The sequence below is a fragment of the Bacteroidota bacterium genome (genome assembly GCA_016183775.1).
GTDB lineage: Bacteria > Bacteroidota > Bacteroidia > JABDFU01 > JABDFU01 > JABDFU01.
The window spans coordinates 1-15,244 of record JACPDY010000078.1 but is presented as its reverse complement, the minus strand read 5'-3'; the positions used below and the strand labels follow the sequence as shown (position 1 = coordinate 15,244).

Sequence of the window (15,244 nt, the reverse complement as noted above, 5' to 3'; positions counted from 1 at the left end):
GATAAATTTTCCGCATAGAAGCTGGAAGACTCTGACTCCGGACTTGCCACTTGACCTATTTTGAATTAAACCGGAAATGACTGGTGATTGAGGCTCTTCTTCTTATACGCAGTTTAATTGCCTGTCGGATATTCTTTTTCCGTTGTAAGGTCGCTTAAGGCAAATTACTTTCAAATACTGTCATTCTTCCGATAGATATCAGGGTCAGGGCGCAGTAAGGTTAATATTTACGCTGCAGCCGTTTTTATCTTTTATATTTATTATATAAGTCCCCGGGCAAAGTTGATTTTTGTACCTGTTTGCATAACCGCCTGGGGCAGACCATGAATAGGAGTAAGGGCTTGTGCCGCCGCTGCCGGTTACTATTACCCATTGTTTACAGCCGCAGCCGCTACAGTTGGCTGTGCCTTTGGTAAATTGTCCAAGCATTGGAGAGGCTTCCGTTATAATAGCGGTTACAGAAGTAATACAGCCTCCTGCATCAGTAACCGTCACAGTGTAATTTCCTGCTGAAAGGCCTGTGGCGGTTTGTGTAGTTTGTCCGTTGTTCCATGTGTATGTATAAGGGGCAGTTCCGCCGCTGCCTGCCACAGTTGAGGATCCGTCATTGCCGCCATTACAATTTACATTGTTATTAGTAACAATACCTGTGATGCTTCCTCCGGTTCCTCCTGAAATTGTATATGTAAATGTTTTAGGAATGAGTACACAAGCTCCATCAGTAACAGTAACGGTATAATTTCCAGGGGATAGTCCTGTTACAGTATTTGACGTGTCTGTACTGTTCAATGTTTGGCTGCCATTACTCCAGGTGTAGTTAAAGTCAGGATGACCGCAGGTTATGGTGATGGTTGCACTGCCATTACCATTGCCACAACCTGTGGCATTGAGCTGGCTTTGAGAAAATGTGGGTGGGGGAGAGGCTGTAAGCTTTAAAAGGAAACCATCGTCGTTTGATTTGAAAAGATTGTTGAATGCACCACCCCCGGGATTAATAAGCGCGGGCAATGGGCCATTGGGTATTGTATTGCGTTCCCCGACAATATAAATATTGTTATTGTTATCAATGCAAATAGCCTCCCTGTGGCTTTCACTTCCTGCGGCTGCGGGAAACAGGTTTGTTGCGTAAACCAATGCAAGGTTATTGGTTTTAAATTGCGCCAGGAAAACGTCTCCTAATTTGCGTCCAAAAAAATTATATGAATTTGTTCCGGGGTTGTTAAAGTAATTCGCACAACCTGTATTGCTGGTTGGAATATTCGCCGATGATGTTTCGAATACAAAGTATAGATTTCCACAATCATCCATATCCATAAGTTCATACTGTCCTGTTTTTGTAAAAAAATCGCACAATTGTTCATCTCCTGATCCCCCGTAATAAGTGGCCCATTGAAGCACTCCTGCGTTGTTAAATCTTAAAATAAAAGCATCCTGAAATCCGCCTGCATTTGCTGCCTGGAAATAAGCGCCGCCTGCCGGGTTTAGCGTCGGAAGATTTGTTGAAACTGTAAAGCCTCCTATATATATTTCTCCGGAAGCGCTGATAGTTCCCGAACAGCCATAATCATCAAGGCTGCCACCATAGTAAGTGGCCCATTGGCGAACGCCAGAATTATTAAACTTCAAAATAAATGCGTCAGAGCTGCCGGCGTTGGCGGGTTGAAAGTATACCCCCGCACCCGGATTTTGTGTTGGCAGATCTGTGGATTTCGTATGGCCTGTAACAAAAGTATTGCCTGCCACATCGCAGCTGATAAAATTTCCATAATCCTCGCCCGACCCTCCATAATAGGTACCCCATTGATACACCCCGGAATTACTGAACTTGGCGATAAATGCATCCGTTCCTCCTGCATTTGTCCCCTGAAAGTAGGTTCCTCCTGCAGGATTTAACGTAGGGAAATTTGTTGAATTGGTGTACCCTGTTACAAAGATGTTTCCTGCAGCATCTGATGTAATAAAATGTCCATGCTCGTTGCCGCTACCGCCATAAAATGTTACCCACTGGCGCACTCCCACATTGTTAAATTTCATAATAAAGGCGTCCCCTCCACCACCTGCATAAGCTCCCTGGAAATAAGCCCCACCACCTGGATTTTGTGTCGGAAAAAGTGTTGATTCAGTAAAACCTGTAATTAATAAATTATTAAAGACGTCTATTGAAACGGAGGTCCCTATGTTGTATGTTGCAGTTGTATGTGCGCCGCAATAGGTTGCCCATACCAGCGCTCCATTATTGGCAAACTTCAAGATCATTAAATGCGGCCAGCCTGTCATTCCATTTGCTCCACCAAAATAATAAGCGCCTCCTGCCGGATTTACAGCAGGTATAGTTGCTGATCCGGCATAGCCGGTTATAAAAATATTGTTGTTTGAATCAGTATCAATACTTAAAAATCCATCCGCATTCGTACCACCGTAATAGGTACCCCAAACTAATTGCGGATCAATGGTAAGGATTTCAGAGTTATTATAGCCGTCAATTGCAAAACGGATATGTGAATCAAATCCACCTTTCTCGTTTCTTGTATCAAGTGTTTTTAAAAAACGGGTGGCTATTTCTTTATTGTTCTGATAACTTACAGGTGCTTTTTCAATAAGTGTTCCAAGTTCGGTTTCTATTTTAATATTTCCGGCTCTGCCTGTTTCAAGTCGTTTTGATGATGAGTAAACTAATTCAATTTGCTTTGGGTCTGCCCCCGGAAATAAAATAAAATCATATTTAAACCCTTTTTCATTAGAGCCATATAAAACCCAATCAATGTGAGGGTAAATATTCTTGATGGTAATTTTTTTATATTTTTTTACCCCGTAAATGCCGTCAGGATACAAATGATTAAAAAAATTGTAATTTGTTTCAGAAGATATTTCTTTGATAACATTTTCTTTTTTTATTGACGCTCCGGCAATAGTCATGTCAATGCGCGTCCATTTTGTCTCTTCACTTGTCTGTTCGTTACGAGGCGCTAATTCATTTTCATCTTCCTCCGGTTTTTGGAAAATATAGGTGAGCCCGGTCTCAGTTATATACATACTCACACCCGGAGCATCTGTCTGGAATAAGACAAATGGAGCAGCTTTCCCTTCACTGTCAGTTATCTGTCCCTTATTCTCGAGAAATTCTACCGGTTGTGATCTCAGTAATTGTGAAGCTTTGGATTTGATCTCTGCAGGTATTGGCTTATTGTTTCCCGCAAAGGAGAATGATCCTTGAATTGAAAAGATCAGACAGAATAATAAGTACCGCATAATGATATATTATTAAGGCGCACTCAAGTTAACATCTATATTGCAACCGTTTTTATCTTTTATATTTATTGTGTATGTGCCCGGGCAGAGTTGGTTTTTATATCTGTTTATACTTCCATCCGGCCAGGAGTAGGAATATGGGCTTGTTCCGCCGGTAGCGTTAATCATTAACCATTCTTTGCAGCCGCATGCATGGCAATTGGAAGCCCCCTTTGTAAATTGACCTGTTAATGCCGGAGGCGAAATGATTGTTGCCGTGCTGATTGAAGAACAGTTTTTTGAATCGGTAATTGTTACGGTATAGTTTCCGGTTGTGAGTCCGGTTGCGGTTTGTGTTGTTTGTCCGTTATTCCATGTATATACGTAAGGTGATGTTCCACCAGCCGGGGTAGCGATGGAGCTTCCATCGGTATTGCCGTTGCAGCTAATGTTGGTTGAATTCATAGTTGCTGTAATTGGCTGATTGATTATTACCGCCGCAGTGGAAGTAGCCGTATTTCCGTTTACATCGGTTAAAGTCAGCGTGTATGTAGTAGTTGCTGCCGGACAGGTGTTTATATTTTGTGTAGTTGCTCCGGTACTCCATAAATACGTATAAGGGCTGGTACCTCCTATACCATTGGATGTAACAATGGTGCATGTACCCGGGCAAGCGGAGTTACCAGTAGCTGTTACTGATGGTCCGGTTGCACAATTTGTAACTGTGACGGTACTTGATATTGTAGCCGAACAACCCGAACTAAAGACGGTATGCTGAACAGTAAAACTTCCCGTGTTCAAAAAGGTATATGTAAAATTGGTTGTTGTTCCACTTACGTTCGGTGGACTAATCAGCCAATTATAGGTTACTCCAGCACCTGTAGTGCCTGTATTTGTGAACGTTACCGGAGTATTTACACAAACTGATGGACCCGGTGATTGTGTAAATGTTGCTGTTGGTCCGCTTGATGGTGCTATATTATATGTTGCTGATTTGGAACAACCATTTAAATCGGTTACAGTAACTGTATAGTTACCCGAACTGATGTTTGCATTTGTTTTCACTGTCGCTCCATTACTCCATATATATGAGTAAGGAGTTGTTCCACCGCTGACACTAACTGCCGCACTTCCATTTGAGTTGCCGCATGTAGTGTTGGTTGAAGTTGGTGTGAGGGTCATCGAGGAGGGTTGAGGAATATTTGCTGTTTGTACTTTTGAACACCCTTTGGAATCGGTAATTGTTATTGAGTAACTGCCAAGTGTAAGTCCTGTTGAAGTTTGTGTTGTTTGGCCATTGCTCCATAAATAGGTATAAGGAGCATTGCCGTTTGTGATGTTTACTGTGGCGGATGAATTATTTGATGAGCAGGACCATTGTGTTGAGAATCCTAAGACCATTTCCGGAGTCTGAATGATGTTGATACTTTGCACAGATTTGCAACCTCCGCCATCGGTTGCAACGATGGAATAAGACCCCGGGCAAAGCCCCGTGATTGTTGCTGTTGTTTGCCCCGAACTCCAGGAGTAGGTATATGGAGTTGTTCCTCCGCTTGCCGTTATTGTTGTACTACCGTTGCAGGTGGCATTGCAACTCACATTGTTTTGTGTAGTGCTTAAAGTTAAAGACCCGGTAGTTGTTGTTAGTGTATAGTAAATAGTATCACGACTGCATGCATCGTCTGTAATTTCAACCCAATAATTACCAGGGCACAGGCCTGTAATTGCGTTAGTGGAGCTGCTTGTGACAAGAGTCTGTGATCCGTTGCTCCAAACATAATTATACGGGGCTGCGCCACATGTTACATTTACTGTCGCTGAACCATTGCATGCACAAGCAGAAGGGTTAACCTGGGGTTGGGTGTATTTGTTCGGTGTAGGAGTAAATTTAACAAGATAGCCATCATCCGCACCTGTTCTGATACTTTGAAGGTAGGCACCGGCCGGAGCTGCATAAGGTGGAAGATTGGCCATTCGATGCTCTCCAACTGTAAAAATATTATTATTTCCATCCAGCTTTATTGAGAAGGTGGCACAAGCATACATACCATAGAAATAAGAGCTCCAGACAATCGCATTTTTATTATTGAACTCAACTATGTATGATTGTTGTTGGGTAGGTGTTGGCGCATAGGAGAGTGTAAATGAATTGCAGGTATTGGTTATGGGGAGGCCTCCGGCATCGTCTTCTCCTACGAGATAAACATTACTGCAATTGTCTGTCGCAAGAAAATTGCCGTAGTTATACTGCATGTTAAAGGAATTGTTTCCTGTTGTTCCAAAATAAGTTGACCAGGTCAATGCATCCGATGAATTGAACCGGCACAAGAACATATCAACACCGCCGGCATTTGCTCCCTGGAAGTACGCTCCTCCACCCGGGTTTAAAGTAGTTAAATTTGTGGATGATGTTTCACCTGTAAAATACCAATCGCCGGTTGAAGATCCGGTCACGCTCATTCCGTTATCCGATGCGCTTCCGCCCCAATACGTACTCCATAGCAATGCTCCTGCCGCATTGAGTTTTGTAATAAATGCGTCGCCTGCACCGCCGCTCACACCATTATAGTAAGTTCCCCCACCCGGATTAAGTAAAGGAAAATTAACGGAGGCGGTTCTGCCCGTCAAATATAAATTGCCGGTATTGTCGGCAAATATGCCCAGGCCGGCATCAGCACCGGTGCCTCCGATGTAAGTTGAATATAATCTTTGTCCTGCGCTATTGAATTTTACTGCAAAGGCATCATTGGCGCCTCCATATGCGGCGAACGCGGCATTTTGAAGAGGAAAATTAGTAGATGAAGTGTATCCGCTGATATATAAATTACCGTTAATGTCTTTGCAGAGATCGTGAATTTGGTCTACTCCGTTTCCTCCATAATACGTACCCCATGTAAGTACACCTGCACTATTGAATCTGGAAACAAATGACATGGCACCATTACCTGGCCCCTGAAAATAAACTCCTCCTCCAGGATTAAGTATTGGCAGATTTGTAACTCCTGTAACCCCTGCCACAATAATGTTTCCTGCGGCATCAACTTCTACACCACGGCCTTCTGCATTCTGATTACCAATATTTCCACCGTAATAGGTACTCCACATTAAATTACCACCCGCACCGAATTTCATTATAAATGCACTTATTGCTCCCATTAAAGATCCCTGGAAGGAGGCCATTAAGGGAAAATTTGTTGCTGTTGTATAGCCGGTAACTGCAATAACAGTTGGATTGTCTACCGAAATATCTTTTGGAGAATTAAGGTTGTTTCCTCCTAAAACCGTCATCCACACCATTTGCGGATCAATAATTAATGTCTGTGTCCTGTCAAAGTGGTCAAGCCTGAAGGAAATTTCAGTTTCATGTTCCGATGGTAAACCGGTTATTTCAAAACGGGAAGCAACATTGCTGTTTGTTTTTTCTAAACGACACTCAGGTGCCTTTTCGGTAAGATTACCATAAGGAGTTTGAATGTTAATATTCCCCGGTTCATCCATGTGAAGTTTCTTTTGCGAACGGTATAGCAAACTGATTTGCTCCGGATCTGCTCCCGGATGAACTATAAAATCGTATTTGAATCCCCGTTCATTGGAATTATATAATACCCAATCAATGTCCGGGTAAACATTTTTTATAGTAATTTTTTTATACGCATGCACATCCCGAATCCCTTCCGGACAATGCCCCAGGTAAAAATGTTTCACCCAATCGGAAGCGCCTTCAGTAACAATATTTTCTTTGCGAATGCGAGCACCCTTCAGATCCATATCAACCCGTGCCCATTTCACCAGATTTTTTTTGTGTTTTGCGTCTCTCTCCGGGGAATCACCATGTTCTTTTTCCAATTCATCCTCTTCCACTTCAAGGAATACATAGGTGAGCCCTTTTTCTGTAATGTACATGTCCAATCCGCGGGCTTCGGCTTTGAATAACACAAAGGGAACAGGATTATAACTCATATCGGTTATTTGCCCTTTATTTTCAAGAAACTCAACCGGCTGTGATCCGATCCATTGTTCAACCTGCGATTTAATTTCTATAGGAGCAAGGTGTTCATTTCCTGCAAAGCAGTGCGAGAGTGTTATTGAAAATAGCTGACAGAATAATAAGTATCGCATTGTCATTATACCTGATTTACTACGAAAGTTAGGTAAACATAACAGGATTATCAAGCCAATAATATCCAAAAGTTCCACTTCTATTATAACATTTTAGGTACTTTTAAAGTGTCAATATTATTCTACATATGAAAACACCATCTGATGATCTTTTTTTGCTTATTAAGTCAATGAGTAAAACTGAAAAGAGATATTTCAAGCTATATATGGATAAGAATACGTTTTATGATCATAAACTATACATTAAGTTGTTTGAGGCCATTGACAGGCAAAGCGTTTACAATGAAGGTCTGATAAAACAGGAGAAAACTCCCTTTCAGAAGAATATTAAAAAGGTAAAGTGGCGGCTTTCCCGTGTTATTTTAAAATGTCTGGATTTTTATTATTCAGAATCGATCTTTGATTCGTCTTTTAAAAATCAATTTAAAATTATAAATCTTCTTTATCAGAAGGGGTTGTATGGTCAATTTATTAAAAATGTCAAAAAGTTAAAAAAGCAAGCGTTGTTATACGAACGATATGCTGACATCATTGAATTGTGTCGTCTCGAAAGAAGAATTCCTGTAAGAAGAAATGTCAGGGCCGAAGAAGTTCATGCAATGGAGAAAAAGGCTGTAGGTGAACTTGCATTAGAAGTTGAACTGCAGAATTTGTCGGACAAAATTTATGAAATTACAGAAATAAGCGAAAGGGTCCGGGATGATGATGCCATTGGATGGATCAAGAAGAGTTTGCGCCATCCTTTGTTAATTACCGGAGTCATTCCGTCCTCATTTCGTGCCTGTTATTATTACTTCAATGCAAAGGGTTTATGTTATTCTGCTATTGGCGAACTGGAGAAATGTTATGAAAACAGAAAAAATCAGGTGAAGTTGATCGAAAAGAACCCTCATCAGACTTTGCAATATCCCGAGTTGCATATCTCTGCTGTAAACAATTTTATGATCAGTTGTTTTTATACGAGAAGGATAAAGGAATATTACAAGTATTTAAGAAAATTGAAAAGTATGGAAGCGCAATTTAATAAAGAAGGAAATAAGCGACTGGCCACTTCAATATTTAGTGTCACAGCATCTCTTGAAACTGCGACAATTGGATATTTAGGTAATTTTTATCAGATACACAGACTTATTCCTAAACTGGAAGAAAAGCTCAGGCATTACGGGAATGGAGTGAATATAAATGTAAAACTTTCGGTATATTATAGTGTGGCATATAGTTTATTTGGGGTCGGTAATTATTCAAAAGCCTTGTTATGGGTGAATAAAATAATTGACCACCCGAAAGTGGAGATCAGGCAGGATGTGCAGGTGTTTGCAAGAATATTGAGACTCATTATTCATTTTGAAATGGATAGTTCGGAATTGCTCGATTACATAAACAGGTCGGCTTTTCGTTTTCTCAGCAAGAGAGGCCGGCTTTACAAATACGAATCTTATGTATTGAAATTCATAAGAAAAGTTTGCCTCATACAGGATACAAGTGAGCGCATTACCTTATTTAAAATACTTAAAAAACAGCTTTTAACATTATCGGATGATCCTGCAGAAAAATTTGCTTCTGAAGAATTTGATTTCATAAGCTGGCTTGATAGTAAAATTGAGGGGCGCTCCTTTAAAGATTTAGTTCAGGAAAAGATGAAGCGCATCAAGGTGCAGTAAGGCTAACATTAACACTGCATCCGTTTTTATCTGTTATATTTATAGTATACGTACCTGGACAAAGATGATTTTTATACCTGTTTATATATCCGTCAGGCCAGAAGTAAGTATAGGGGGGGGTGCCACCCGTGGCAGTTACCATTATCCATTCCATGCAACCACAGCCGGAGCAGCTGGCTGTGCCTTTTGTGAATTGACCAACTAAAGGCGGGATAGAAATTACATTTATTGTTGCCGTATTCGTACATCCATTCCCATCCGTAGCGGTAACAGTATATGTTCCTGCTGCATTGACCGTTGCAGGGTTTGTGGCATTGCTTAATGTTCCTCCATTCCAAACCATTGTATTGCCGGCACTGGTTCCGGTTAGGGTTGCTGTGCTTGAAGTACAGGTTATGTTTCCATTGCTTACTGCTGTTACTGTTGGTGGTGTGGTGTTAGCGGTTATAACTACGGTTGATATTGCAGAACAAGAATTATTATCCGTTACTGTTACTGTATATGTTTGAGCAGATAGGTTTGTTATTTGAGATGTAGTCCCACCATTACTCCAGTTATAACTATAGCCAGGACTTCCACCTGTTGCTGTGGCTGTAATGGATCCATTGTTGTTTCCACAAGTTATGGATGTGGAAGTAAAGCTCAAAGTAGGCGCAACCGCAGTCGATTGAGTAATGGTTAAATTATTTAACACCAATGTCCGGCAAAACACAGCATCGCTTATGGTTACACTATACGTACCCGCGCATAAACTGCTTAGATTTTTTGTCATTGCTCCGTTGCTCCATAAGTAGGTTAGAGTACAGCCCCCGCTTGGGGGACTTAAAGTTATTGTCCCATTACAAGAGGAGCTACAATTAGTGCTCTGTGTAATAGTTGCAGTTACATTTAATTTAACTGGCGTAAACTTTACCATTAAACCATCATGACTAAAATTAAAAGTCCCGTCATAGTATGTTCCACCCCCAGGAGTGCTTAAGGGATAGCTGGCATCAGTAATAGCGTTTATCCATTCTCCCGAAACAAAGAGATTATTATTGACATCCACAACTATAGGAGTACGAAAATCACCTCCATCTCCTCCCAAATAAGTTGCCCAGCGAAGTATTCCTGAATTAGAAAACAAAGCAATAAATTGGTCGCCATTACCCCCATTATATGAATTGTCAAAATACCCTACATCGCAAGAGGATTGAATTGGAATATTACTTGAATAAGTTTCAAATCCCAAATACACATTACCACAGTTGTCTACGTCAAGATTGTCAGCCGAGCTAAACGATTCATCACTGCTTCCTCCGTAATAAGTGGCCCAAAGGCGCACACCAGCATTAGTAAATTTTAAGATAAAGACATCAAATCCTCCAGCTTTAGTTGCCTGAAAATAAGTTCCACCTGCGGGATTTTGAGTAGGGAGATTGTTGGAAGAAGTCCAACCCGCTACAAACACATTGCCTCCTGTATCGGTGGTGATGGAATGAGCCCAATCAGCGCTGCTTCCCCCGTAATAAGTAGCCCATATGCACACACCGGAATTATTGAATTTCAAAATAAAGACATCATCTCCTCCTGCATTAGTTCCGTTAAAATAGGCTCCTGCTCCGGGATTTTGGGTGGGGAAATTGCCGGAAGCAGTCCAACCCGTTATAAACACATTACTTCCTGCATCGGTTGCCGTGTAATGAGTCATTTCATCACCGCTTCCCCCGTAATAAGTAGCCCAGAGGCACACACCGGCATTATTGAATTTTAAAATAAAGGCATCCAGGCCTCCAGCATTAGCTCCCTGAAAATAAGCTCCTGCTCCGGGATTTTGGGTGGGGAGATTGTTGGAGCTAGTGATGCCCGCTAAAAACACATTGCCCGATGCATCGGTGGCAATAGATTCAAAATAATCAAATCCGCTTCCTCCATAATAAGTTGCGAAAAGGCGCACACCGGTATTATTGAATTTCAAAATAAAACCATCCTGGCCTCCAGCATAAGCTCCCTGAAAATAAGCTCCTGCTCCTGGATTTTGGGTGGGGAGATCGTTGGAGCCAGTGATACCTGCTACAAACACGTTGCCAGATGGATCAGTGGCGACGGACCAAGCCCCATCACCTCCGGTTCCTGCGTAAAAAGTAGACCAAAGGAGTAGTCCGGTATTATTGAATTTCAAAATAAACGCCGCACCTGTTGCTCCACCAGTTCCCTGAAAATAAGATAGCCCTCCGGGATTTTGGGTGGGAAGATCTGTAGAACTTGTGTAACCTACTACAAACACATTGCCATTGTTATCCGTTTCAATTGACATTGGACCATCAATAGAATTTCCCCCATAAAAGGTAGCCCAGATAAGTTGGGGGTCAATAATTAAATCAGATGTGAGACCTGCCTGTCCGGCAGGCAGTTGAGAAATATGAGGAAAATCAAAGTCAATGGTAATGTCATAGCCTCCATATATGTTTAATTCGGTGGAGAGAAGTTTGAATTTGCTTTCAATCATCTCACCTCGCCCTTCTTCAAAGGAGAGGGAGGAACCATTACTTAGAAAACTTTCTGGAGCCTGTTCGGTTAACTTGCCATGTTTAGTTTGTATTTCAATATTACCATCATCAGTTATTTTTAGTTTTTTACGCGAGCTGTAAACCAGTTCAATGTCTCTCGGTTTTGCACCCGGGTGTACAACAAAATCGTATTTAAAACCTTTTATATTGCTGTTATAGAGTACCCAGTCAATACCCGGGTAAATATCTTTAATGGTGATTTGTTGAAATGTATGTACATCTGTAATACCATCAGGGCAATGAGCTAAAAAATATTGTTTAAAATCAGTACTGGCGTTTTCTTTTATAATATTCTTTTTTTTAATGGCAGCTCCTTTTAATACCATATCTATCCGCTCCCATTCTACTTTTATTTTTTCATCTTTATATGCAGGTATTCCTTTTGCACCCTCTCTGGAGTCGGTTTGGGTGAGGCCTTCTTTTTCTGCTTCATCTTCTTCCAGTTTTAAAAACACGTAGGTTAAACCTTTTTCGGTTATATACATATCAAGCCCAGGTGCCTCTATTTTAAATAATACAAAGGGTACGGGGTTGTTTGCCATGTCGGTCATTTGCCCTTTGTTCTCAACAAACCGCGACTGATGCTTATGAATCGAATTATCTATTGAGTTTTTTTGTTCAGAAGAAATTTTTTCATTCTCCACAAAGCAATTTGATGTCTCACCTTTATATAATACATTTGGACAAAGGCTTCCGTTCATATCTGCTATTTGACATTTGTTGGGGGTGAAGCGGAGGCCGGCTCCCCTGAGCGAGGTCGGAGGGTTGCCTGTACTGACCCCAGCCGAAGTGCCACGATCACTTTTGCTAAACTGCGCTTGTTCTTTTTTGATAGCCTTACGATTGTCCAAATTGCCGTTAGCATATACATTTCCTGCAATAAGTATAACTGCAATGAGGGGGTGTATTGTTTTCATGAAACTATTTAATGTTTGACTTTGCAAAAGACAGGTGCTGTCCGATTAATATTTGCGGTTCACTCGTTTCGATACTTATAGTTAAATAATATAAACTTCAAAGTTCAGCAATGAGAAGTAATAAATCAATTACAAAATTGTTCAAAAGTTGCGGGTACGAGAGGGTATTTGTGGTATTAAATCGTTAGCTTTATTTCAAAAGAGTTATATAGATGAAAACCCCCTCTGATGAATTGTTTGCCCTTGTGAAATCACTCGATACGCATGAAAGGGTTTATTTTAAAAAATATGTTATCAATAACCTGGGTAGAAATTCATATATACAGGTGTTTGATTGTATTGATAAAATGAAAGTGTATGATGAAAATGTATTGAAGATAAAATTAAGGGATTCGATCAAAGGCAAAGGCTTTAAGTGGCTGAAAAAACGCACATATGAAGCCATCGTAAAAAGTTTATCAGATTATCATTCTGATTCTTCCATCGGCAGAATTTTACAAAATCTTATTCACCGTGCTGAACTACTTATACGGAAAAAATTAAATGTTGCTGCTGAAAAGACCATTAAAAAGGCCGAAGAACTTGCTCGTAAAACTGGCGAAAACGAGTATTTGCTGATTATACTTAACCTCAAGACACTTTATTGGCGGCGGGGGCGATTCATTGAGGATTTAGATAACTATTGTACCAATGGAGGATTTGATAATGAAATAAGTTATGCTAATGAGACTATTAAAATAATTGAATTGAGAAGGCTGGCAACCGAATTAGAACGTATCAATTTAAGATATTCTAATTTACGGGACAAGGGGTTTATCAAAAAAATAAATTCTATTTCAAAATCTCCTCTGTTGAGAAGTGTGGCACAATATAAAACAGGACGTGCAATTCCCATGTTTTATAATGTGCACTATTCAGTGGCGGGTTTAACCAACAAGTTTGATGAAAAATCATATTGGAGACAAATGGAGCTGATAAAATATTTGGAGCGCGATAAAAAATTGCTTCCATATAAAGCATATGTATACATTTCTGCCCTGTCAAATTTAATTATTTTACTCAGTGTATTGGGTAATAGAAGGAATGAAATAAGAATGGCTTTTGAAAAAGCAAGATCATTTTACCTGACGCTAAGTACAAAACATCAACCTAAAATAGTGCAACACTTATTTGTAGATTTATTTGCCAATTACATTGGACACTTATATGACACAGGAGCTCCTGAGGAGTCTATTAACGTATGGAACAAAATGGAAAAGAACAATGTGTTTAATATAACTGAACTAAGGTCTGAGGCAGAAATAGCATTGTACACTAATTTGGCTTTATGCTACTTTTCTTTAAAGCGCTATCGTGAAACATTGAAACAGCTTAATATTATAATATCTAAATCTGACAACAATAATCTACGCATGGATGTTCAAGGGATGGCTAAAATCCTGGTAATAATTGTACATTATGAATTAAAAAATTACGAATTGTTACCCTATTTAATCAAGCAAACTAAAAATTATCTTAAAAAGAAACATTTGTTATTTGAGTTTGAAAAAATAATGCTAAATTTTTTTGGGAAAGTTGCTCCTGTTTTAAGCGAAGGAAATGAAAAAAGTAGTGCATTTATTGAACTCAAAAAAGAAGCATTAAGGATTTTTAGAGATCCTGTTGAAGCGAAGGTGCTTAATTTTTTTGACTTTGTTTCCTGGATCGACTCCAAAATTGAGAAGGAGCATTTTGCTGATATTATCCGAAGAAAGGCAAAGCTGCTAAGCCGTTGACGGTGGTCCTCCAGAGGCCGTACCATTCAAAAATTATGCTGCAGGCGAGCTGTAGATAATTCTTCAAGGGGCAGTGAGGCTTAGATTGACGCTGCACCCGTTCTTATCTTTGAGATTGATCAAATATGCACCCGGGCAGAGCTGACTTTTGTACCTATTGAGATAACCATCAGGCCATGAGTAGGAGTAAGGGCCTGTTCCGCCTGCGCCGGTGATCATTACCCATTCCTTACACCCGCAGCTGGCGCAATTGGAAGTTCCCTTGGTAAATTGTCCTGACAATGGCGGCGGAGAGGTTATTGTTGTGGTTGAGGTTGAGGTACAACCTTTGTTATCAGTTAGGGTAACTGTATAAGTTCCCGTCGACAAACCGGTAACCTGAAACCCGGAACCCAACCCGCCACTCCAGTTATAAGTATAAGGTGAGCTGCCGCCACTTCCCGCTGCGGCAGCAGAGCCTGTCGAAGCACCGCTACAGCTGATATTAGTTGGAGTGGCAGTTGCAGAAACCGCAGGGTTCACCGTTACAGTCACCGTAGCAGTAGCCGAATTTCCTCCCGAATCCGTCACCCTCACCGTATAGGTAGTAGTACCCGCCGGACAAGGACTTATGTTTTGAGAAGTTCCGCCTGAGGCGGACCAGGAATAAGTATATGGAGCGGTACCACCAACTGGAGTGGAACTCACCGTAGCACATGCTCCCGGGCAAACCGAATTAGCCGAAGCAGTTACAGTAGGACCACTGCCGCAGGTAGTAACAGAAATATATTTAGTTACAGTATTGGTACAGCCCGCAGTAGTAACCGTATGGGTAACACTGTACACCCCGGCCGATAAAAACGTATAAGAAAAATTAACGGTAGTGCCGCTGACATTAATGGGCGAGCCAATGTTCCAGCTATAGGTACCCGTAGTACCGGTGTTGGTAAAAGTCACACCCGAACCCACGCAAGCCGATGGATTAGAAAAAGTAGCCGAAGCGGCACTCGTACCCG

General features: G+C 40.9%; 6 protein-coding genes. 2 read left to right on the top strand and 4 right to left on the bottom strand.

Annotated elements, in window-relative coordinates:
• Positions 1–204 precede the first annotated feature (204 nt).
• Together HYU69_09700 and HYU69_09695 are read right to left on the bottom strand one after the other, a co-directional pair.
• Complete coding sequence (locus HYU69_09700; protein ID MBI2270611.1) at positions 205–3,249, bottom strand: SBBP repeat-containing protein; 3,045 nt, start codon at positions 3,247–3,249, stop codon at positions 205–207.
• Between the two features lie 12 nt (positions 3,250–3,261).
• Entirely contained in the window at positions 3,262–7,347 is a 4,086-nt protein-coding gene (locus tag HYU69_09695; GenBank protein MBI2270610.1) for an SBBP repeat-containing protein, read from the bottom strand.
• Positions 7,348–7,475: 128 nt separating this feature from the next.
• Here HYU69_09695 and HYU69_09690 point away from each other — a divergent pair, with 128 nt between their 5' ends.
• Positions 7,476–9,008 carry a hypothetical protein gene (locus HYU69_09690; protein ID MBI2270609.1) on the top strand — a complete coding sequence of 511 codons (1,533 nt, stop codon included), beginning with the start codon at positions 7,476–7,478 and terminating at the stop codon, positions 9,006–9,008.
• Here HYU69_09690 and HYU69_09685 read toward each other — a convergent pair.
• A complete protein-coding gene (locus tag HYU69_09685; GenBank protein MBI2270608.1) occupies positions 8,995–12,474 on the bottom strand; it encodes an SBBP repeat-containing protein in 3,480 nt (1,159 codons plus the stop codon). The genes HYU69_09690 and HYU69_09685 overlap by 14 nt on opposite strands.
• A gap of 245 nt (positions 12,475–12,719) precedes the next feature.
• Here HYU69_09685 and HYU69_09680 point away from each other — a divergent pair, with 245 nt between their 5' ends.
• Positions 12,720–14,249: a hypothetical protein gene (locus HYU69_09680; protein ID MBI2270607.1), complete on the top strand. Its 1,530-nt coding sequence runs from the start codon at positions 12,720–12,722 to the stop codon at positions 14,247–14,249.
• A gap of 63 nt (positions 14,250–14,312) precedes the next feature.
• On the opposite strand, the gene HYU69_09675 is transcribed toward HYU69_09680, so the two are convergent.
• On the bottom strand, positions 14,313–15,244 hold a 932-nt coding region (locus HYU69_09675; protein MBI2270606.1), incomplete at its 5' end, for a hypothetical protein.